Source organism: Mariniblastus fucicola (genome assembly GCF_008087665.1).
Taxonomy (GTDB): domain Bacteria; phylum Planctomycetota; class Planctomycetia; order Pirellulales; family Pirellulaceae; genus Mariniblastus; species Mariniblastus fucicola.
Map to the genome: position 1 here is coordinate 2,475,950 of NZ_CP042912.1, position 23,126 is coordinate 2,499,075.

General features: G+C 53.0%; 16 protein-coding genes. 12 read left to right on the top strand and 4 right to left on the bottom strand.

What is annotated here, in order from left to right; all coding sequences use genetic code 11:
• Positions 1 to 35: 35 nt before the first annotated feature.
• From MFFC18_RS09120 to MFFC18_RS09155, 8 genes are all read left to right on the top strand, one after another.
• Entirely contained in the window at positions 36 to 3,563 is a 3,528-nt protein-coding gene (locus tag MFFC18_RS09120; RefSeq protein ID WP_075082829.1) for an efflux RND transporter permease subunit, read from the top strand.
• Positions 3,564 to 3,588: 25 nt separating this feature from the next.
• Positions 3,589 to 4,152 carry a hypothetical protein gene (locus tag MFFC18_RS09125; RefSeq protein ID WP_075082828.1) on the top strand — a complete coding sequence of 188 codons (564 nt, stop codon included), beginning with the start codon at positions 3,589 to 3,591 and terminating at the stop codon, positions 4,150 to 4,152.
• Between the two features lie 121 nt (positions 4,153 to 4,273).
• Complete coding sequence (locus MFFC18_RS09130; protein ID WP_075082827.1) at positions 4,274 to 5,128, top strand: hypothetical protein; 855 nt, start codon at positions 4,274 to 4,276, stop codon at positions 5,126 to 5,128.
• 575 nt (positions 5,129 to 5,703) lie between these two features.
• A complete protein-coding gene (locus tag MFFC18_RS09135; RefSeq protein WP_148618757.1) occupies positions 5,704 to 6,009 on the top strand; it encodes a transposase in 306 nt (101 codons plus the stop codon).
• Positions 6,006 to 6,890 (top strand): IS3 family transposase, encoded by an 885-nt coding sequence (locus MFFC18_RS09140; protein ID WP_148618758.1) that lies wholly within the window; start codon positions 6,006 to 6,008, stop codon positions 6,888 to 6,890. Before MFFC18_RS09135 ends, MFFC18_RS09140 begins: the two co-directional genes overlap by 4 nt.
• Positions 6,891 to 7,159: 269 nt before the next feature.
• Positions 7,160 to 9,661, top strand: a complete 2,502-nt coding sequence (locus MFFC18_RS09145; RefSeq protein WP_075082195.1) for a heavy metal translocating P-type ATPase — start codon at positions 7,160 to 7,162, stop codon at positions 9,659 to 9,661.
• Positions 9,662 to 10,247: 586 nt separating this feature from the next.
• Entirely contained in the window at positions 10,248 to 11,213 is a 966-nt protein-coding gene (locus tag MFFC18_RS09150) for a hypothetical protein (protein WP_148618759.1), read from the top strand.
• Positions 11,214 to 11,623: 410 nt separating this feature from the next.
• Positions 11,624 to 12,862, top strand: a complete 1,239-nt coding sequence (locus tag MFFC18_RS09155) for a tyrosine-type recombinase/integrase (RefSeq protein ID WP_075082199.1) — start codon at positions 11,624 to 11,626, stop codon at positions 12,860 to 12,862.
• A gap of 251 nt (positions 12,863 to 13,113) precedes the next feature.
• Here MFFC18_RS09155 and MFFC18_RS09160 read toward each other — a convergent pair whose 3' ends face one another.
• From MFFC18_RS09160 to MFFC18_RS09170, 3 genes are all read right to left on the bottom strand, one after another.
• Positions 13,114 to 13,560, bottom strand: coding sequence for a hypothetical protein (locus MFFC18_RS09160; protein WP_075082200.1), 447 nt, complete (start codon positions 13,558 to 13,560; stop codon positions 13,114 to 13,116).
• A 172-nt stretch (positions 13,561 to 13,732) separates the two neighbouring features.
• Positions 13,733 to 14,323 carry a hypothetical protein gene (locus MFFC18_RS09165; RefSeq protein WP_075082201.1) on the bottom strand — a complete coding sequence of 197 codons (591 nt, stop codon included), beginning with the start codon at positions 14,321 to 14,323 and terminating at the stop codon, positions 13,733 to 13,735.
• Positions 14,324 to 14,488: 165 nt separating this feature from the next.
• Complete coding sequence (locus MFFC18_RS09170; protein WP_148618760.1) at positions 14,489 to 14,911, bottom strand: hypothetical protein; 423 nt, start codon at positions 14,909 to 14,911, stop codon at positions 14,489 to 14,491.
• 517 nt (positions 14,912 to 15,428) lie between these two features.
• Between MFFC18_RS09170 and MFFC18_RS09175 the strand changes: the two genes are divergently transcribed.
• The 4 genes from MFFC18_RS09175 to MFFC18_RS09190 all read left to right on the top strand — a co-directional run bounded on the left by MFFC18_RS09175 (position 15,429) and on the right by MFFC18_RS09190 (position 20,360).
• Complete coding sequence (locus tag MFFC18_RS09175) at positions 15,429 to 17,360, top strand: mucoidy inhibitor MuiA family protein (RefSeq protein ID WP_075082203.1); 1,932 nt, start codon at positions 15,429 to 15,431, stop codon at positions 17,358 to 17,360.
• Between the two features lie 182 nt (positions 17,361 to 17,542).
• Entirely contained in the window at positions 17,543 to 18,364 is an 822-nt protein-coding gene (locus MFFC18_RS09180) for a fructosamine kinase family protein (protein WP_075082204.1), read from the top strand.
• 305 nt (positions 18,365 to 18,669) lie between these two features.
• Entirely contained in the window at positions 18,670 to 19,443 is a 774-nt protein-coding gene (locus tag MFFC18_RS09185) for an isoprenyl transferase (protein ID WP_075082205.1), read from the top strand.
• Complete coding sequence (locus MFFC18_RS09190) at positions 19,437 to 20,360, top strand: phosphatidate cytidylyltransferase (RefSeq protein ID WP_075082206.1); 924 nt, start codon at positions 19,437 to 19,439, stop codon at positions 20,358 to 20,360. The genes MFFC18_RS09185 and MFFC18_RS09190 overlap by 7 nt, the downstream gene beginning before the upstream one ends.
• A gap of 77 nt (positions 20,361 to 20,437) precedes the next feature.
• Here MFFC18_RS09190 and MFFC18_RS09195 read toward each other — a convergent pair whose 3' ends face one another.
• Positions 20,438 to 23,041, bottom strand: a complete 2,604-nt coding sequence (locus MFFC18_RS09195; RefSeq protein WP_075082207.1) for a S8 family serine peptidase — start codon at positions 23,039 to 23,041, stop codon at positions 20,438 to 20,440.
• Between the last annotated feature and the right edge of the window lie 85 nt (positions 23,042 to 23,126).

Below are 23,126 nucleotides of genomic sequence, written 5' to 3' on the forward strand. Positions count from 1 at the left end.
AAAACAACGTGCACGACACAATATTGAGTAGATAAATGCTTTCAACATTTCTAAACGGCGTGATTCGATTCGCCCTGCACAACCGGATGCTGGTTGCCGCAATGTCGGTGTTTCTGTTGCTGTACGGCGGCTGGCAAATGATGCAACTGCCGATCGACGTGTTTCCGAATCTGAATCGTCCTCGCGTCGTCATTATGACCGAAGCTCTGGGCCTTGCGCCGGAAGAAGTCGAAACACTCGTATCGTTTCCGATCGAAACGGCGCTAAATGGTGCTTCCGGCGTGCAGGATGTCCGTTCAACTTCTGGAGTTGGCCTGTCGGTTATCTATATCGAGTTCGATTGGGGAACCGACATTTACAACGATCGGCAGATTGTCGCCGAACGGTTGGCAGTCGTCGCCGAGCAATTGCCGGAGGGTGTAAAACCACAGCTCGCGCCGATTTCTTCGATCATGGGTCAGATCATCATGACGGGAATGCTGAGCGAAACGAACGAGAAGACGTTTTTGTTCGAGATCCCGAGTATTGCAGACGAGTCGATTGCAATGCTGAACTCTGAACGTGCCCCACCTGCCATCCTTGACCAATTCAAACAGCGCGACAATCAGCTTTCACTCGATCTCGACATTCGCATGGAGATTCGCAATGAAAAGTGGATGATCGGAGATCGAGAAGCGGATAGCTGGTATGCCATCGTCGCTTCTCCCAGCAAACCAAATTATCTGGAAGTCCATCGACGAACGTCACCGCTTGAGATGCGAACCATGGCGGATTGGGTTGTCCGCCAGCAAATGCTAACCGTTCCTGGCGTTTCGCAGGTGTTCGTCATGGGTGGCGACCGAATGCAATATCAAGTTCTGATCGACCCGGACAAGCTTCTGAAATTTGGCGTGACCATTCACCATGTCGAAGAAGCGCTCGCGATGAGCAACGCCAATGCCACAGGTGGATACCTGGACGAACAAGGCCCTAATGAGTTTTTGGTCAGAGCCCTTGGCCGCATTGAGTCGATTGACGAACTAGAAAAAATTGTCATCACCTACCGCGACGGGAAGTCCGTGACGCTTGGACAAGTGGCCCGAATTGTCGAGGGCGCACAGATCAAACGCGGTGATAGTGCGTTGTACCTCCGCGACAAAGACGAGGAAGACTCTTCAGGTTCAGAACAATCCGCTCAAAGCTTCATCGGTGGCCCGGGAATCATACTGACAGTCAGCAAGCAGCCCGGAGCGGACACGCGTGAGGTAACAGCTGGAATTGAAGAGCTTGTGAAAAGCCTGAAAGGTCGTCTCGCAGACGACATCATCATGGACACAAGCATCTATAAGCAGAAAGAATTTATTGACCACGCGATCGACAATGTGATTGAAGCCCTTCGTGATGGAGGCATCTTGGTCGTTATCATCTTGTTCCTGTTTCTCTTGAACTTCAGAACAACGTTTATCACACTAACGGCAATCCCTCTCTCGATCGTGATGACGGCGCTCGTGTTCTGGGCCTTTGGTTTGTCCATCAACACGATGACCCTTGGCGGTCTGGCTGTCGCGATTGGAGAACTTGTTGATGACGCGATTGTCGATGTCGAAAACATCTTTCGGCGACTCAAAGAGAATCGAAAAGCAGGAAACCCCAAACCTGCGTTGTTAGTTGTGTTTCAGGCAAGCGTGGAAATCCGAAACTCGATCGTGTTTGGAACCATGATTGTGATTTTGGTTTTCATTCCGCTGTTTGCGTTGAGCGGAATGGAAGGACGACTGTTCGCTCCGTTGGGCGTGGCCTACATCGTTTCGATTCTTTCCAGCCTGTTTGTGTCGCTAACGCTTACGCCGGTTCTGTCGTACTGGTTGCTGAACAAGAAATTGAAGCCAGGTGAAGTCGAACACGAAGAGAAGGACTCATTTGTACTAAGGTTTATGAAATGGATCGCTGACGCCGCGATACGAATGAGCCTGAAGCTCTCGTTTCCGATTCTGATTGCCGCCACTTTCTTCGTAGCCGTTGCCGGATTCGCGCTGTATCACATCGAACGTGACTTCCTGCCACCGTTCAACGAAGGTGCTGTGCAAATCAACGTGTTGATGCCAGCCGGTACTTCGCTGGCCAAGTCCAGTGAGATCGCACAGATCGCTGGTGCTCGCATTCGCGAAGTTCCTGAGATTCGCACTCTTGCTCGCCGAACGGGACGAGCCGAACTCGACGAACACGCCGAAGGTGTAAACGTAACAGAGTTCTTTGCTTCTATGGACGAGTCCGAGCGTTCGCGTGAAGAGATGCTTGATGATGTTCGAGGCCGATTAGAGGATGTGCCCGGCATTGTCGTCAGCGTTGAACAGCCGTTGGCTCACTTGATCTCGCACATGATATCGGGAGTGAAAGCCCAAGTCGGCATCAAGCTTTTCGGTGACGATCTGGATACGCTTCGTCGCAATGCGAGCCTGATCGAATCCACGATCAAAACGGTTGATGGTGTTACTGATGCGCAGGTCGAACAACAAACCGAAATTCCTCAACTTCAAGTCAAAGTCAACGGCGATCAACTGGAACAGTACGGTCTGCGACGAAAAGAGGTCACCGAGTTTATCGAAACGGCGATGAATGGCGTGGTTGTATCCGAAATCCTGCAAGGCCAACGAAAGTTTGACTTGCTGGTTCGATTGGAAGAGCGATACCGCGAAGACCTTGCGACTTTGGGGCGTCTTCAACTGACTCTGCCTGATGGCGGCGTCGTAAAACTCGAAGACGTCGCAACGATTCGAGAAGGCTCAGGCCCCAACCAAATCAAACGCGAAAAAGTACGTCGTCGAATTGTCATTCAATGCAATGTCAGTGGCCGCGGCTTGGTAGATGTTGTTGAGGACATCAAACGCAAGGTGGCACCCATCGAAGCCGACTTGCCGCCGGGCTACATCCTTGAATATGGCGGACAATTCGAAAGCCAGCAAAGTGCATCGCGTGTGATCGCCATTCTGTTTGCCGTTTCCCTAGTGGGCATGTTGTTTGTTCTTTACACGATGTTCAAGAGCTTCAACCTTGCTTTGCAGGTCATGGTCGCTTTGCCGATGGCGTTCATCGGAAGTGTCGCGGCTCTAAAACTCACAGACCAAACGCTGACGATTGCGGCCATGGTTGGGTTCATTTCCCTCTGCGGCATCGCAACACGAAACGGCATCCTGCTGATCAACCACTATTTGCACTTGGTCAAGTACGAGGGTGAGACGTGGTCGGCGGACATGATTGCTCGCGCAGGCAAGGAACGCCTTGCTCCCGTTTTGATGACATGTTTGACGACGGGCATCGGGCTCGTACCGCTGGCAATGGCCGCTGGCGAAACTGGAAAGGAAATTCTTTACCCAGTCGCGACCGTCATTATTGGCGGTTTGATTACCAGCACGACGTTGGAGTTCCTTGTCCGCCCAGCGTTGTTTTGGCAGTTCGGCATGCGATCTGCAAAAGCAGTGGTTAGCAATGAAGCAGCTAAAGTCGAATTGATCGAGGAATCAGAAGAGCATCGTGGCTCACATTTATCGCATGCTTCGGAATCCGAAGTTGTTGCAACAAACTAACATTCGTTTTTTTAAAGGTACCGTCATGAAAAAGTTTTCACTTCTACTAGGACTCGTCGCTGTTTCAATGTTTGTCATTGGCTGCGGTGAACCACAGACAGCGGGCTCAGGCTCAAACGATACTCAAGAGGAAGATCCTCACGCCGGTCACAACCATGATGGCGGAGGGCATGACGGCCACGATCACGCAGCACACGATCATTCGCCGAAGCATGGCGGTCACTTGATCGAGATCGGTCGCAATCACGAGTACCACGCGGAACTTGTCGACGATCACAAAACAGAATCAATCACGGTTTACATGATGGATAGCCACATGGAACCGCTCTCGCTCAATACGGCTTCAATCAACCTTGTTCTCACCGCTGGTGACAAGACGGAAACTTTCGAATTACTGGCAAGCCAGCCCGGCGGTTCAGCCGAGTTTTCCTCGAGTGATGCCAAGATGATGGAAATGATTGAGGGTGAAGAAGTCAAAGGCAAACTGCGCATGACCATTAATGGAAAGCCGTTCTCTGGCACGTTCGATCATCATGGACATGGCCACGAAGGAGAAGGAGAAGATAGCCACGCCGGACACAATCATTAGAAATGAAAATGCAACCTGTTCGCAGGTTGAACTCGAGCGAAATGGAATTCGTACCTGGCGACCTCTGGGCCGCAAGATTAAAAGCCTCAGAACAATTTTTAACTTTGATAAAGGACTGAACATGAAAACTTCATTCGTCGCAATTTTGTTGCTTTCAGCTTGCGTCGTCTTTGCGACATCAAACGCAAACGCGCAGCAACAGACCACTCAACAGCAACAACAGACCACTCAACAGCAACAACAGACCACTCAACAGCAACAACAGACTACCCAACAGCTGCAGCAAACTAACCAGCAAAATTCGGCTCAAGCCGCCAATGCCGCCACTCAACCACAGGTTGTCAAGAAAGTCGGATTTCGAATGGCCAATTGGCGCACCATTCATGGCGATGGCACGAAAGCAACAACCGATCTGGTAACGACGTTGCAGAAAATTGGTTGTGAAGTCAAACAGGACAACCACGGCAACCATACTGACATCTCCTTCAGATGCCCCAGTTGGAAAACCGTCAGCGTCCAAAACGACGACCAATCAAACCAGTGGCATCAGTGGTTGGTGGACAACGAGTTTGAAACCGTCGTTCTCAATCCACCGGCAGCAACAAAATTGCCAACAGTCAAGATTCGCATGGCTGCTTGGAAAACGATTCACGCTCGCAGTGCGCAGCAAGCTCAAGCGTTGAAAGAAACCTACGAGCTAATAGGCTGCGAAGCCGTCGTTGACAGCCATGGCGACCACATCGACCTCAAATTCCGTTGTCCAAATTGGACAACCGTGGCTTTGGTAAACTCACAAGCCGCTCACGTTTGGCAAGACTGGCTGAACAAGTCCGGTTTCGAAACGCAGCATGATCACTCGGCAGACGGCCACGACGCTCACGCCGGACACAATCACGGAGCAACCGGTCACGCAGGTCACGACCATAGCCATGACGATCATTCCGGACACAACCATGAGGGTCACGATCACAAATAACCCAACTTGGTAAAAAGATGTCGTCTCCAAATGAAACAGGGCGGCCTGATTTGGCCGCCCTGTATTATTCATCTTGAATCGAAATCGATTCCATTATCGGTGGATATCAAAATGCGTCGTCGTGTGTGGGACTACGTCAAGGTGATTACCGTGCGGAACGACGTGATTGTGCGTTGTTGTATGAGGCACGACTTGCGGAACACGATGCAAATGTGTTGTCGTGTGAGGCACCACGTCAACGTGATTGCGGTGCGGCACTAGATGGTTGTGCGTCGTCGTATGTGGTACGTATTGTGGGCGAAAGCTTTGCTGAGGGATGAACTGCTGCTGAGGAACAATCTGTTGTTGTGGAATGTAGGTCTGTTGTTGTGGAATGTAGTTGGTGACGTGTGACTGGTGAAGCGTGTGGTTTTGGAAATGCGGTTGATATGTCGTATGAGGTACAGCATGTACGTGAGTCGTTGTGTGCGGAACGGCATGCAGATGATTTCCATGTCGAACGACATCGGTGTGTGCGATAGCCCAAGACTGGCGGACTCCGGCGGAAGATAAGAGAATCCGCTTTGGAGGAAGCAATGTCAAGCAATGGAAAACGCACACGCCGGACTTTTTCAGAAGAGTTCAAGCGTGATGCGGTCAATCTGATCGTCAGTGAGGGCTACTCGTTTCGAGCCGCCGCTGAAGCCGTCAATGTCAACGAGAACAGCCTTCGAAGCTGGCATAGAAAGTATGCTCCGGAGCCTGAACCTTGCGGTCCCGAGGCATCGCTGCAACAGGTTCTTGAAGAGAACAAACGCCTTCGCAAGCAGCTGAAGCGTGCGGAACTGGAACGTGAAATCCTAAAAAAGGCGACGGCGTACTTCGCAAAGGAGTCGCAGTGAAGTACGCGTGGATCAAACAACATCGCGACCAGTATTGCATCACGCTGATGTGTGAAATCTTCGGTGTCAGCAAGAGCGGCTACTACGATTCGATTGATCGGCCCGAGAGTAAACGTGCGGTTCGTTCTCGCGCGATTCGCGAATCTGTGAAACAGGTCTACGAAGAATCAGGGCAGATCTACGGCAGCTACAAGATCGCTGAGGAACTTGCTAACGACGCTCAACTGGAAACGGCTTGTCGCAACACGGTAGCGACAGCCATGCGAGAAATGGGGCTTAAAAGCTGTGTTTCGCGACAGTTCAAACCAACGACGACCAAGTCAGACCCTGACAAAAAGCCTGCTGAGAATCTTCTCTCCCAGGAGTTTGATGCCGAGGCTCCGAATCGCAAGTGGGTGGCAGACATCACTTACTTGCCGACGGCCGGTGGTTGGGTTTACCTCGCTGTAGTGCTGGACCTGTTCAGCCGCAAAGTTGTCGGTTGGCAGATGAGCGATCGATTGACGACACAGATCGTTACCGAAGCCTTGAGGAAAGCGATTGAATCCAGACGGCCAGAGTCCGGAACGCTGCTTCATCACAGCGACCGAGGCTGTCAGTACACCAGCGACGCGTTTCAGGGAATTCTTCGCACGCTGAACATTCAGTGCTCGATGAGCCGAACAGGATGCTGTTACGACAATGCCGTCATGGAGCGCTTCTTCTGGTCGCTGAAGCACGAATGGACGAAACATCGTCGCTACGGAAACCTTGAAGAGGCTCGCATGAGCGTCTTCAAATACATCGAGGCGTTTTACAACTCGAAGAGAATTCATCAAACTCTGGGATACCAGACGCCCGAAGAATTCGAAAGAAACTATCGTGCAGCTTTAGCTGCTTAACATGAAACCGGAGTCCGCCGGTCTTGGGCTATCGCACAGGATCAATTTCAATTTCAACATCGGAAACTCCAGAAAATAAGAAGTGCCCATTTCAGGGCGTGATAGAGATCGACGGTACGCCGTAATTCTATCGGTGGATTGATCAACTGCAATGAAAATCAGGCGGCTGGGGTAGTAAAGTCAGAACGTGAACTCGGGTCGCCAAGTGCCTTGATCTGGCAAGTCGAAAAGGTGGTTTTCACCAATGCAAAGGAGTTATTGAGGCAGATATGAACAAGACCAAAATTGATATCGAATTGGCCTTGCCAGACGTAACCGATTTACGCGATCAGTGCATTGCCCGGTTGAACGGGATGCTTGAGTCTCGTATTGGAATCGATAAGGCCCATGTTCGTGAGCACGATGGGGATGTAGACAAAAGAATCTGCATTCACTTTGATCCAAACAGGATTTCCATAGGCGAGATTCGACAGTTTGCGATTCAGGCAGGCACCGAATTGGGAAATCGATACGGCCACTTGCTTTTGAAGTCAGCGGCGATGGATGCGCGAAAAGCTCGAAGGTTCAACGATCAACTTTCCCAGATCAAAGGCGTGCTCGACAGTGGAGTATCCGCCAATGGAATCATTCGAATTGAATTCGCGAAAGACATGACGACTGCATCTTCAGTTCTCGATGGTGTCAAGCAACTGGGAATCCGGGTAGACAAGCAACTTGTTCCCCTGGGTGAACCGCCCAAGACCGACAGAGAGCATACCGATCACGATCATGACCATGACGACGCCCATGACCATAAAAAGTCAGGTGGAGCTCACGACCATAAGCATGGCGGGATTTTCGGTGAACGATCCGAATTGATTTTCGCGATCATTTGCGGAGTGTTATTGCTAACCGGCTGGTTGATAAGCTTCTCGTCGTCGATCAACACCTGGATTTCTTGGGCGTTCTACGCCGGAGCCTATTTCTTTGGCGGCTATTACATCGTCCGCGAGGCAATCGAAAAAATCCTGCTGCGGCGGTTTGAAATTGACTTTCTGATGATCGTCGCCGCGATCGGAGCGGCAATCCTTGGTGCTTGGGCAGAAGGTGCCTTACTGCTGTTCCTGTTCGCCATTGGGCATGCACTTGAAAACTATGCCATGGGCCGTGCCAGACAAGCGATCGAAGCCCTCGCCAACCTAGCTCCCGAAACTGCTGTTGTTCGGCGCAACGAATCGACTCAGGAGATACCCGTTGAAGAACTTGTTCGCGGCGACATCGTGGTTGTCAAAACCAACGAACGAATCGCGGCAGACGGTTTCGTTGTCAAAGGTCAAAGCAGCGTCGATCAAGCAGCCATCACTGGTGAAAGCGTGCCAGTCGACAAACAACCTGTCGTCGATCCAGTGGAAGCTGCAAAAAATCCGTCGGCACTTGCTCCCGAGAACCGAGTATTCGCGGGCACGATCAACCAAAGCGGTTCCCTCGAAATTCACGTAACTCAATTGGCCAGCGAATCGACACTTGCCCGCGTCGTCACAATGGTCAGCGAAGCGGAAACGCAGCAATCACCGACGCAACAATTCACTGACAAGTTTGAAAAGTTTTTCGTCCCGGCTGTGGTGGCTTTGGCAGTGTTGTTGATGTTCGCTTTTTTAATGATTGACGAACCATTTTCCGCTTCGTTTTATCGAGCGATGGCGGTGCTCGTTGCCGCTAGTCCATGCGCTCTTGCCATCGCCACCCCCAGTGCCGTCCTCAGTGGAGTTGCCCGGGCGGCTCGTGGTGGCGTCTTGATTAAAGGCGGTGGCCCGTTGGAAAACCTTGGCCGACTGACTGCAATCGCTTTCGACAAAACAGGCACTCTTACAGAAGGTAAGCCCCGCATCACCGACGTCGTTCCATACGGTGACGTTTTCGCGGATGACTTTTTGAAAACCGCAATTGCCGTTGAGAAGCTGAGCGACCATCCATTGGCCGCTGCCGTTGTTCGCGACGGGCTTGAAAAGCTAACCGGAACGTCAATTTCTGAAGCAACCGACCTCCAGAGTATCACCGGTCGCGGCATCAAAGCTACCGTCGACGGCCAACCGGTTTTCATTGGCAAAGACGATCTGTTTGCCGAAGTTGATGGCCCGGCGTTACCTGATGACCTGCGTACAACGGTCGAGAACCTCGAAAGCCAGGGACGTACAACAATGATCGTTCGCCGCGGTGAACAATACCTCGGTATCATTGGCCTGATGGATACGCCTCGCGAAGCTGCCAAAACAATGATCGCGAATCTGCGCGAACTTGGCATCGAGCGAATGATTATGATCTCCGGCGACAATCAACAAGTTGCCAATGCGGTAGCCAAAGAGGTCGGAATCGACGATGCTTGGGGCGACTTGATGCCTGACGACAAAGTTGATTCGATTAAGAAACTGCGATCTGAAGGTGATGTGGCAATGGTCGGCGATGGAGTCAACGACGCGCCAGCGATGGCCAACGCAACCGTGGGAATCGCGATGGGAGCCGCGGGTTCTGATGTCGCTTTGGAAACTGCCGACGTCGCCTTGATGGCAGACGAACTTTCACATCTACCCTTTGCAGTCGGTCTCAGCCGTCAAACCAGCCGGATCATCCGCCAAAATCTCTGGTACAGTCTCGGCATGGTCGCCATCCTCGTCCCCGCCACCATCCTCGGCCTCAACATCGGTTTTGCAGTGATACTTCACGAAGGTTCAACACTTGTTGTGGTCATCAATGCACTTCGATTGTTGGTCTACAAAAACTCGGTTGGTAATTAGACACATGAGTCAGCCGTGACCAAGTCAGAACTTGCCTCCTTTGTTGCAGCAGGAAGCTTCTGCCATGCAACCAACAATCGCTTCAGAGTTGCATCATTCAACGACATGTTGTCGCATCCGGTATCAAATGCGCACTCTTGGAATGCTCCCACGCAGTTTGAGCCTCGCTTTAAATCGTTGCGTGACAGTTGTTTCAATTTTCGCAACTCGGGTTTGATCTTCGCCGTCTATTTCACACGAAAAACTAATTCCCCACGATCAATCCGGCTTAACGATTGAAAAATGCTGATCCAGAAAGTAGCGTTGAGAGTCGGCTCGGGGTGGCGAGCAGTTCGTCGACGCTACTTTCGCATCAACGGCTTGGCTCTCCCAATTCGCACGCAGATTCGCTAAATTGAAAGGCGGAATGCGTCATATTACATGAGGGGCTTTTAGCATTTCTGAACCAACAAATTCATTCGATATAGGTATCTGGCAACGCCCAAGTTACCAGTTCCGTTCGCTGCCAATCGACATTCGTTGGGAAGTCACCCGGCGGCATCCGACTTACCAAGCTTTTTGGCAACCGATTGAGGTTGACTTCGATTTGAGTGTAGAAGACAAGACGTTGGCCGAGACTCATCTTGAAAGGCTTGCCCAGGTATTGCTCACGGCCATTAACGTCAGCCCAATAGGCTGCGATCCAGCCCTCGACTTTGAACAGCTTGGTAGCGAACATCTCAAAAGTGGCTGGATGTCAGGCGCGGTGCACCCGCTGTCCAACCGACAACTGTTATCTGTGCTCATGGCATATCTCCCCAAAGAGACTCTTGCTGAAGTTGGCCTGTGCATGATGCACGCTGGGCTCGAGAAAGACATTGATGGAGAACCGCGTAAACTTCGTGAGATCAGAAATCTCATTAATTTGGATTGCGCCGGACTGGATAGCTATCCAGATCACCCATTCGTTTCGATTAACCCAGCAGCTTCCTCTCGTGACATCAAGGACTCCATGAATCAGCTTTTGGCGGAGTGGAAAAGGGAACAAGGACTATCCGAACAACGAATCCCATCAAAAGAAAAACTGGAAACCTATCTTCAAGTCTGGGACGACCGAGAGGGTTGGTTTAAGGGGGAATATATTCGCGCGCGTGAAATGACATTCAGTGAAATTGCCAACCGGAATGATAGGTCCATCAAAACCGTTCACAACCAGTACAAAAGTGGCTTTCAGTTGATCACGGGGCACGAATATTCAGTCGACAATTGGTCCGAGCTGTTTGGCCCTCTAAAAGTTAGTGAGATTTTTGGTGATTTTGGTCGTGCGACGCGGCTCCGTCCGCTTATTCAAAAAACAAGACGCGCGATTCCTGAGTCGGTAATCTCCTCTGGCCAGCTTCCTGGTTTCATTTCACGAAATTCTTGCACCGAAGAAATCCCCGCCGAGGGGTTGTTCCGGCAGATCAAGCAATTAATTGCTGCCGAAAAAAGCGATCAAGAGATCGCTGAAGAACTGGATCTCCAACATCCAGAGTATCTGCCTCTGCTGCGCCGCCGGTTCGACGAAATCTAAACCTGCTCTGAATTCGCAGGCCGCTCTACTCAGAGCACGCATTTTCATTGGAAATTTTGCGCGCGCGTTAAATGGGAAAGACCAGAGATTGAACATTAATCTCGTTGTCGAGGCATTCAATGCCAGCAAACTCCCACACAAAACAATTTTTATCTGTCGCTGAGTTTTCCCAATTGACTGGCGACTCGCAGTCGACTGTTCGACGCGAAATTCGCGCGGGCAATCTGCCTTATCGCCAGAGCGGGCCGCGAAAGAAGATCAAGATTCCAATCGCAGCTCTTGAAAATCCATCCATCGAACGCAACCCGCAACAAATTGAACCCCCAAAACAAGTTGACGATCAAACCGAAACTTTTTCCGGCCCGCAACCTGATTGGTTGAGCTAATTAAAATCAAAACAAGAGGACAAAATGAGTGATAAAGATAAGAGACATAATGAAGAGATTCATTGCCGGTACTTCCGGTGGCTTGTGTACTTGAGAAACGGAGTGCTAACAGCCGATGGTCGCGGAAACCCAGTCAACGCAGGCCGTCGATCCTTGAGAACTCGCAAATGGGATGTTGCCAGGAAGAGAATCCACAAGCTTGACGAGAAGATGGCGGAAAAGCTTGGTCTGATTCGGTTTTCCCGGCGCGAGGAAGACGTGGATTTTAGGCTAAACATTAAAAAGGGTATAGAAATCTATTTGGAGTTTATTGAGCGTCCAAGAATTGCTGGAGGAATCGCTGATTCAACTCGTAAACGGTACAAGCGAGCAATCAACAGCTTCATTGACTACGTCGATGCGAACCCAATCCAATACTGGGAGCAGATTGATTCACCTTTTATGGCGAGCTTCATTAAAAGTCTTAGCACCCAGTACAAGCCGAGTTCTATCGTGACCATCGCAACGACGGTCCGGACGCTGCACCGGTATTTGATCACACATAAGTACTTGGATGACCGATGCTCATTTCCGTTCACCATCGCCCGCCCCAAGGAGTCGACAAAGTATTGTCCTGGCGAAGAAGAATTGCGTACCATTCTTGCTTGCCTAAAGGGCTGTGATTGGATCTTTGACGCGACAACGGTCTTATCGCACTCTGGACTTCGATTCGGAGAGCTTGCGCAGCTAACTCGTTTCGACGCTGACTTGAAAGAGTCGTTGATATATGTTCGAGATGAGACTTTCAACTCCAACAGCAGCCGCACTACAAAGAGTGGCCGTAGTCGCACTGTCCCCATGCACCCGGCAGTTCGTGTAATTATCGAACGCAGGCTACTACTTGATCAGGATCTGCTCTTCGTCGGCCCAATGGGCGGCAAACTGCGGTCAGATACCTATGGACGCCACCTGCGCAAGCTGGCTTTAGATCCGTTGAGCAAAAAGTTTCCACATCCGAAGTTCCAAACCATCACCGCCCACAGCTTTCGTCACTTCTTCGCCTCCATGTGCGCGGCAAACAAGGTGTCAGAGCAAACAACAATGGACTGGATGGGGCACCGGACGAGCAATATGGCAAAATACTATTATCGCAGTAATCACAAAGCTGCGGTAAAAATGATTCAGCAGTTTGAAGACTTTACTGAAGCGTCGCCTGCTGACGATGCTTCAAATTCTAAACCCGATAGTGAGACCAGCAACGAAGACACTGAGCAAAACAAATGATCTAGAGATGATGATTTGGCACAGTCATGACACAGTTCTAAATCCCAGCTGTATCGGAAAAGAAAAACGCCACGAAATACGGCATTTTCGACTGAGGTTGGGAGTAGCGGAAGGTTTTTACGACACCGCCCTGAACGAAGTGAACGATGCCTGAACTACGAGAGATTGTACTAAAGCCAGCGCACGTTGCCAAACACATCGAAGGCTTGGCGTAAAAACCATGTTAGCGATCAGTGAAGCGGGGTAACGCGTCAAACATGAGCCTCAACGTGGCCGATCCAAGGATATTGCAACATCCAGCCGAGCCAGAAGTGGGAATGAACGACGACGGAAACCCACGAGCGAGAAAAGCCGCAGTGGGCATCATATCGCAGGCCGTGAAGTGGGAGTTGTCGCCCGCAATCACATTGGATGAATGATGCGAGAGCGAACCCAGCAGAAGTGTCGAAGTCGGCATCCATCGCGGATTGCCAGTGGGTCATGGGTATGGCAGCGCCGCAAAGCGGGCAAGCAATGCGTTCGAGAGACGAACCACAGTCGATGAACTGGACGCCACAATGGTCGTGAACCCGAATGCTGTCCGCCGCAATCGACAAGTCGTTTGCATCGCTGAATGCAGAGATGATCGTGTCGGCTTCGCCGGGGAGAAAACCGCGGGTTGGCTCTAGAGGATAGAACTTGAAGACGGATTCACTCATTGCAGTCTCAATAGCAAATGACTTCTGTCCGCTAGCGGAAGGTTTTTACGACACCGCCCTGAACGAAGCGAGCGATGTTTGAACTACGAGAAATTGTACCAAGGTCAGCGAGCGTTGCCAAAGGTCGAAGGCCTAGCGTAAAAACCATGTTGTTCGGCGAGAGCGGGTGAGATCACCAGAAAAATGGGCGAGGTTCCATCGTTTCACCATCTGAGAGTCGTTGAACTGCGGAGTTGCGTTTGTTTTCGAGCGGAATTGCGTTTGCGATGCTTAATGCCGACTGGCGGTCGAACGCATTTACAAGAAGAGCAGCATCAATCAAGCTGCGAACCACACGCCAATGGGAATCGGAGGCGACGGATTTGAGTTTCGCGATCGCAGGTTCAGCTGTACGGAGTCCATCAGGCAAAACTGCGTGAATGAGTAGGCCTAGCGCTTCGGCGCGACTGGATGCAGGTTGAACGTCCGCAGAAAGCGAAATCGCCGTTTTCAATAGCGGCGGGATTGAGCCACCATTGCCAGTATCGTGTAGAGCGCGAAGAGGCCACGCCAGAGCCATCGTGTCAGCGTAGAAATCAGAGGACGTGCCTGCAGATTTAGCGGCCATGGCAACAACACGTGGGATTTCGGCGGCAGGTGCATATCGCGCGACCCAGCCAAGCGATTGAATGCGTTCACGTACCTCGGTGATGTCGCGGGCAAGTTTCAGTGCGGCAGAAAAGTCGGTCTTCGCGAGTTTCGCGGCACGATCTCGCTGATTCATGGGAAGACTTCGACCGGACAACGGGAGGTTTTTACGACACCGCCCTAAACGAAGCGGACGATGCCTGAACTACGAAAGATTGTACCAATGCCAGCCCGCGTGACCAACCAAGGAAGGTGTGCCGAAGGCCTAGCGTAAAAACCATGTTGTGCGACCGGTACCTCGCTAGTACCCGGTGATTTCAGAGTGGATTACGGCCCCATCGGTATCGAAATGGACGTAGACGAATGCGTCGTCCATTCCGTGCATGCTCCAAGAGCCGATGTAGTACGAGAACACCTCCGCGCCGCGAAGCGGATGCCCACCCGCGTCGGTGGCAGAGTCCAAACGGTCACCGGGTTGCCCGAGCAGTTCAATTACGCCATCGCGATCCATTCCGCGAACGCGTGATACAACATCACGTGCCATCGGCGCGCGGTTGTCAGACGATGCGGTCGCCCATTGCTGCGAATCGAAGTTGCGATCGTCGAAAGGATCGACCCAGCGCGAAACGGCGAAAACGGAAGCAAGTGCAAACGCAACGAACGCGACAACGATCAACAAGGTGCGAGTTGAGAATCGGATGTGAGCCTCGCCGGTAGGTCGCACAACAGGTTTATGTACGACAGCGTGTCGCAAAATACGAAAAAAGACAGTTGGTATGTTAACGAGGGGGACTTGGGGGTGCAAGCGACGAAGGTTGGTAGCAAAAGTGATGGTCGGATGAAAGTCGACGTGACCTTTGACGGTTGACTTTTGCGGTTGAAAAGCAAACTGATGCGCACAGATCGGCACAGATGTTGAGCATGGATCTGTGTCCATCTGTGGCTTTTCAACGCATGCCATTTACCTGCTCGCGAATGGCGCCAATGGCCAAGCAGGGAATCGCAATGATATGTTCCACTTGATCACGAACCAAATTGTAGGATCAACGTACACGTGGCATTGAACCTGCGATGGATTGTGGGCGCGTTCAGTGAAATGACAGGCTGGCAGCCTCGCCGACGTGGCGGACGAAACCAGCCGTTGCTGAATCTTCGCGATAAATTCATCCGCTGACGGGAACTTTGGGATCTCCCTTCGCGTCAGTAACCGGTTCGAACATCCATTCTCACAAGGACCGAAAATGAATCGCCGCTTCCGCTACTCATGTCTCCTGATTGCCACGCTGCTGGCATCCGTCATTGCCAACCCGGTCGCATTTGCTGACGACGGTCCCGAAGAAACGGTGCTCGAAAGCAAAGTCACCGAAGTCACGCTGTATCGAACGCAAGCTCTGGTCACCCGGACGATCGAATTGGACGGGGAACCAGGGGCGAAAGAACTGGTCATCGGCGACCTGCCAGAGAACATCGACCCGGCGACGCTGTTTGCAGAAAGCGACTCGGGAGTCGAAGTCCGTGCCGTTCGCTATCGGGCTCGCGCCGTCAGCGATTCGCCGCGAGAAGAAGTCCGCGTGCTGGAACAGGAAATCAATGACTTTCAGGAACAACTGAGAGTCAACGAAAAACAGATCGACCTGTTGAAGAAACAGGCCAAATACCTCGACAAGCTCGAATCGTTCACGGCTCCGACTGCAGACTTCGACCTTGGCCGTGGCGTGCTGAACGCCGAAACGATCGAGCAGTTGACGAACTTTTCTTTTGGGCAGCGAAAGGAGATCCTGGAATCCGAAGTCGCGTTGACGAAAACGCAGCAGTCGCTCAAGAAGCAGCTTGAACTGGCCCAGCGAAAGATTCGCGAGATCAGCAACGGATCGACCAGGCAGGAACGCCAGGCGGTGCTGTTCGCGCAAAAGACAGCAGCAGGAAAGCAATCCATTCGGCTGAACTATCTGACCAATTCATGCGGGTGGTCTCCGGCGTATACCGTCCGCGCCGCAACCGGAGCCGACACTGTACGCATCGAGTACAACGGCTTGATCCAACAGATGAGCGGCGAAGATTGGGACGACGTGAAGCTGACGCTTTCGACGGCATCGCCAGCGCTTAGCGCCGCCGGTCCAGGGCTGGCTCCGTTTCGTCTGACGTTGCGACCCAACGCCGATCCATTCGCCAACAGCATGGGCGGCATGGGCGGCGGAGGCATGGGAGCGCCGAATCAACAACAGGCTCAGGTCATGATGATGGGCAAGCCCAGCGATTTGAAGTCGCTGATGAGAGTTCAAAGCGAAGCCATCCGTGGCAATCGAGTTGCGACCAGCAACGCGGACAACCTCAAAACAGCGTGGACGATCAACAACGTCGTCAACAATTTCGATTGCCTGGCCATTACCAGCGACACACCGATCGACGCGATGCCGATTGGAGAAGCCGGTCAGGCAGGAGAAGCCGGTCAGGCAGGAGAAGAGCCGGCGCTTTCATACGAGATCGCGTCTGCGGTCAGTTTGCAGTCTCGCAAGAGCCAACAGATGGTTCGCGTGATGGCGGAAGATCTGGACAGCGAGTTTTATCATATCGCCACACCGGTGCTGACGTCTTACGTTTATCGTGAGGCCGAACTGAGCAACAACAGCCAGAGCGATTTGCTTGCCGGACCGCTGACCGTTTACCTGGACGGTCGCTTTGTCGGCAGAAGCGAGATCCCGACGGTGGCTCGTGGTCAGGACTTTGTCGTTGGCCTGGGAGCCGACTCTCAGCTTCGTGCCCGCCGCGAACTTGCAGATCGCTCGAATCAGATCAACGGCGGTAATCGCGAAACGTCGCTCGATTACAAACTGTTCATTGAAAACTACAAAGACACGCTGGCGAAGATCCGTGTTGTCGACCGCATGCCGATCGCCGACGATGAATCGAAGATTCGTGTCACGCTGGGCGATGGCGTTGAGGATCAATTGAGCAAAGACGGCGTTTACGTTCGCACCATGTTGCCGAAAGGTATCCTGCGTTGGGACATTGACGTGGCCGGCCGATCGATCGGAGAAAGTGCTCACGAGATCGCTTATTCGTACTCACTGGAGTACGATCGCCAGTACGTTGCATCGCTGCCATCGAACGTGCAGGAGCAGCAGATCGAATACAACGATTTGGAAAACACTCGCCGCGGCGGGAAACGTTAGAATGTGGCAGCACGGTGGCATAGGCTTCCAGCCTGTGACCTTGTTGTAGCCGAGGCAGCAAACGGTGGAGACCACCGTTCCACTTATGAGGTGGCATAGGCTTCCAGCCTGTGGTTGCATTGTTGGCCAAGGCAGGATGCAAACGGCGGAGACCACCGTTCCACTTATGGGGCCGCGAACGCATGTCAACATCCAACTTCATCACCCTCGGGGAAGCGGCCGTTCGCTTCCCCGATTTCGATTTGCCTTCCGGGCTGAACGATCAGACCAGGGTCTTCGTCAAGTCCAGCCACAACGATGTCTTTGGGCAAGAAGCCGCCGGGCTGGAATCGCTGCGTCGCACGGATTCGATTCGCATCGCGGAGGTAATCTACGTCAGCCAACGCGAGCCCTTCGTGCTGATTCTGAAGGCGATTGAATCTACGCCGCCGAGCGCAGATTTCTTCGAACGTTTCGCGCGAAAGTTAGCCCAAATGCATCGCTGTTCGGCCGAACAGTTCGGGTTCGAGCACGATAACTTTCTGGGAGCCACGGCCCAGCCGAATTCGTGGACCAGCGACTGGGTCGAGTTTTGGGCAGTCCATCGCTTGGGCTTTCAACTTCGACTCGCCGCCGACAACGGGCTTGGCGGATCGGAACTGCAACGGCTTGGGCAGGCCTTGATTCACCGGCTGGACGAACAGATCGGAGGCAGCAACGAGCGTCCCGCTTTGATCCACGGCGACCTGTGGAGCGGCAATTGGCTGTGTGACGAACACGGCGAACCCGCGCTGATTGATCCGGCGGTCTATTTTGCGAACCGGGAAGCTGAATTCGGGATGACGACGCTTTTCGGTGGGCTGCCGCCGCGTTTCTACGGTGCCTATCGTGAGGCGTGGCCATTGGAGGACGGTTGGGAAGACCGTGTCGCGGTCTATCGGCTGTATCATTTGCTGAATCACTTGAATCTGTTTGGGAGCTCGTATTTGGGTGAGTGTTTGGAGAGTTTGAGGCGGTTTGGGTAGAGGCGTGGGTGTGCAGGTGTTGGAAGGCGGTGGATGCGGAGCAGTCGCCTGCGGCTTGCCGTAAACGAGGTGGGGGAAGCAGTCGCCTGCGGCCTGCCGTAAACGAGGTGGGGGAAGCAGTCGCCTGCGGCTTGCCGTTAAACGAGGTGGGGAAGCGGTCGCTTGCGGCTTGCCGTTGAACGAGGTGGCATAGACTTCCAGCCTGTGATCGAATCCCACCGCTGGGCGTTTCGCCCGTCCTACCGAAATGAGGCAGAGTTTGATAAAAAGGGGATACCAAACTTTGCCCTGAAAACTTCGAACTCATGCCATCCACCGAAACCGAAAACGAATTCTGGTCCGGGATTCCGGAAGAGAAACGTCCGCGGCACATCGCGATGATCATGGACGGCAACGGCCGCTGGGCTCAGGAACGATCTCAGCCTCGCGTCAAAGGCCACCAGCAAGGCGCCGAAACCGTTCGCGTCATCACCGAGGAATGTGCACGGCTGGGGATCGAGCAGCTGACTCTGTACTGTTTGTCCAGCGAGAACTGGAAACGGCCAGAGCTGGAGCTTGAGTTTCTGATGCATTTGCTGACCGAGTATCTGGTCAACGAACGCGAGACTCTGAACAAAAACAATATTCGGCTGCAGATCATCGGCCGTCGCGATCGGATTCGGCCCGAAGTTCAGGCCGAAATGGATCGTAGCATCGAACTGACTTCACAGAACACAGGTCCGACGTTGTGCCTGGCAATCAACTATGGCGGGCGAGCCGAAATCGTGGATGCGATTCGTAGCATCAGCCAGCGAGTGAAGGATGAAGGGCTGGAGGTCGATGCGATCGATGAACAAATGGTGTCGGAGCATCTGTACACTGCCGGGATGAGCGATCCGGATTTGATGATTCGCACGGCAGGAGAAATGCGGATCAGCAATTACTTGCTGTGGCAATTGAGCTATGCGGAGCTATGGGTGACGCAAAAGTATTGGCCCGAGTTCGATACCGATGACTTGCGGACCGCGATTCGGGATTACGCGAAACGGAAACGACGTTTTGGCGGGCTGAACCGAAACGAACAGGAGCCATCGTGTTAGGTCGTCGACTGGCTTCTGCGGCCGTGCTGATTACGACGATGATCTTGCTGCTGTGGGCTGATTTTTCTCTGGGGCAGCCGGATTCTCTCGGGCGATCTGGTGTGCTTCTGGCGATTCTGTGCGTCATCATTTCCACCGCCGCCGCGGATGAATTCCATCGGTTGTGGAAAGGCACGGGTTGTCACCCGTCGTGGTTGATGATGGTCGGCGCCGCGGTGATGGTTTCGATGTCGAACCTGCCAGTGTTTTGGAAAGACTACCCTGCCGATTGCCCAATCGGAAAGCTCGGATGGACGTTGTCGGGAGTCGGAGCCGCGGTTTTGATCGCCTTCGCCTATGAGATGCTGACTTTCGATCCGGAGTCGGCCAGCGCCGAATCCAATCGCGGGGCGGTGGCGACGCGGATTGGTAAAAGCTCGTTGGCTTTCGTGTACATCGCGATGCTGTTCGGTTTCGTGCTCTCGCATCGCCAGATTCAGGACAACAATCATCTGGGCGTGGCGGCGATCGTATTGATCATCGCCACAACGAAGCTTTCGGATTCATTTGCCTATTTCGTGGGCAAGGCGATTGGTTCGCGCAAGGTCGCGCCAAAGCTCAGCCCGAACAAAACCGTCGAAGGAGCTTTCGGAGCCATCGTTGGTGGAATTGTTGGTGCGGCGATCGTGGTGTTTCTGGTATCGCCGTTCATCATTGAGGTCACGATTCCCAAACCGTGGTGGTGGTTTCTGGTTTACGGCGTGGCGGTGACGCTGGCCGGGATGGTCGGAGATCTGGCCGAGTCTTTGTTGAAGCGCGACGCTCAGATCAAGGATTCCAGCAGTTGGCTGCCAGGGCTGGGCGGCGTGTTGGACGTGATCGATTCGCTGGTGTTCGCTGCACCGGTCAGTTTCGTGATCTGGTTGATCGGAAACTGAAAACGCAACATTGCCGCGGTGCACGTAGCGTCGCATTGCAAACCGCGTTTTGACTCCGTGCCTTCGCAATCAGATCTTTAGGCGAAATCCAATTGCTCGTTATAGTTTTGGCGGAAGGGCAGTAGATCAAAGACGCTAACCAAATCGTCTCTGTTGTAGTCGAACGCGGGGTTGTAAATGTCGTCACCAAACTCTCCCAGCCACGACTGACGAAGGGCCAGCAGGTCAACAACGTTAACGTTCCGGTCGCCATTGGAGTCTCCGTACAGACGGTAAACTCCAGCGGATTTTGAATCGCCAAACACAAGGTCACCACCGGCGACGCCATTGCCATCGGCATCAAAGCTCTGACCACTGGCGGTTTGAATCTGGTCGCCGAAAACAGTCAACTGATAGTTGCCGTCCACCAGCGATCCGGATGTTTCTGCGAACATGCCGCTAAAGGTCAGCGTAACGACTGAGCTGCCGGAACTGTTATCGATTCCTGCCGACACATCGACGACGCCTCCGTCAGTGCCACGTTTGACGACTTCGAACGGCGTTGATCCCAGAGTCACAATTCCGTCAAATGCGACCACGAAATTGTTCAGCATCGAGCGCTGAATTTCGCCGTCAGCAATCGTAAACGTGGTCGATTCCGCATCGTCGATGACTGAGATCAGCAAGTCCTGTTCGTGTGTCACGCTGCCGTCGCTGGCTTCTACGCGAATCGAGTAGGACGACTGACTTTCGAAGTCGACCATCGTTCCCTGTTTGATGCTCAAACTATCACCCGTGATTTCGAACGAGCCATTATCCGCATCGCCCGCGCCGGCCACGAGGGTGTAGCTAAGCGAACTCAAATTCGTATTCGTGGTCGAAAGCAAACCGACTTCCACGGGTCCGCCAGACGTGTCGATGTTTTCGCCAAGCTGACTGTTGGAGGCCAGCAGGTATCCAAGGTCAGTGTCTGCACCATCGCCAAACACGTTCGCACCAAGCAACGCCAGTTCGGAATTCTGGCTCATCGCCCAAGCCCGTCGAACAGCGCTGCCGGCGTCTGGAGTTCCCCAGCCGAACTGCGTGTCGCGACCTGCGGTACCCAAGTCCATGGCCGTTTCAATCAGAATGTCTCGGACTTCGACCGAAGTTAAATCTGGATCAACGCTCCACACCAGCGAAGAATATGCGGCAACGACAGGATTCGAGTTCGAGGTGCCACCAAAGTTTGCGACGCTTCCCGTCGGCCCGATCGAGCGTGTTCGCGACGGCCCAGAGAACGTCAAATTTTCTCCGTAATTGGAATAGCCAGCCAGCGGAAGCTGAGACGCGTTCTTGTAGCCATCGACGTACTCGAAAACGGGCTCGAGAGCGCCGATCGCCATCACGTTGTCGTAGGTTCCGGCCAGCCGAGCCACGCCGGCGCTGTAGACAGGATTGCTGGTCGCATCCTCAAGGTCCACACTGCCATTGCCCGCCGCGACGGAATACAGCGTGCTGTCCTGGTAAGTCGTCAGCAGACTCTGATCCAGACGGCTCAGCCAATACTCTCCCTGAATGCCTCCCTGGAAAACGATTCGGCTGGCAGCGGTGCTGTCGAGAAAGGCGATCGATTCGAGGATCGCATCGGTAAGGATGTTGGAGCCGATGTCCGGATGGGTCGATGGGTAAACGTCGATCATCAACGTCGGGCTGTTCCAGTTGATACCAGCCAGCCCAAAATTGTTATTGGGCTCCGCCACCATAACGCTGGTCGCACGATGACCATGGTCTCCATTCGACACAGACTCGTTGTCGGGCGAAATGAAGTCCATATTCGACAAATCAAAATCGCTCGTGGTCGGAGTCCCGCTCGTGAACGGAACGCCCGTGTCAAGCGAAACGATCAAAACTTCATCGGAACCCCGCGTGAATCGCCACGCGTCGCCGACGTCACCGGTTGCGATGTCCCATTGCTCGACAAATTGTGGATCGTTGGGCTGCGTCTGCAGCAACACGGTTGAACCGTTTGAAAACTCAAGTCGCTCAACGCCTTGGAAATAGAGCTCCCGTCCGTCACTGGTCGTCATGTAGTCGTAAACTGAACCCTGGTAGAACGCCTGAGACGTCACAAATGCATCGCGATCATAGGAAGCCAATGACTCGCCATTGAAATCTGTCACGAGCGTCGAGCTGAAGTTCAAGGCCAGCGTGTCGGTTCCGCCAAGAGCTTCCAGCACGTAAGCAGAATCGCTGGTGCCCGAGTAGTTGAACGTCGTCCCAAGAAAGCTGCCGACTTCCGTAGTCGTTTGGAGCACATCGATGTCGATGCTGCTGGAGGTCGCGTGCTGGCCGTCCGACGTCGATGCCACGCCAAAGATTTGCTGTGTGCCGCTGAGGCTGGAGAAGCCTTCGAGGCTGATCAAGGAGTCCGATTCGTTGGCCGTGAAAAACTCTCCAAGCTTCTGAATGCTTCCGCCGTTCTGGGCGAAGATCTCAACCGCGACCAGACTTCCTGAAGTAACGTCGACGTCGTAGTCAATGCTGAGGGCGCCCGATTCAAAAACGGTGTCCGTCGTCAGATCCTGCGATGCGTCCAGAACCGAGAAGTCCAGAAAGTTCGCCGCCAAAGGGTTCTTCAATTCCAGCTTCGCAAAGTTCAGCGGCGAATTGGCGTTGCGTGACGGACGGCGACGTTGAGAAGATTTTGTTAGGCGAAACATGGAACCTCAAGGACGTTCTATAAAGAGAGTGTCGGGCAGAGAGCGAGCTACAGCGATCGCGTCACCGTTCGTCGAGAAAGCATCG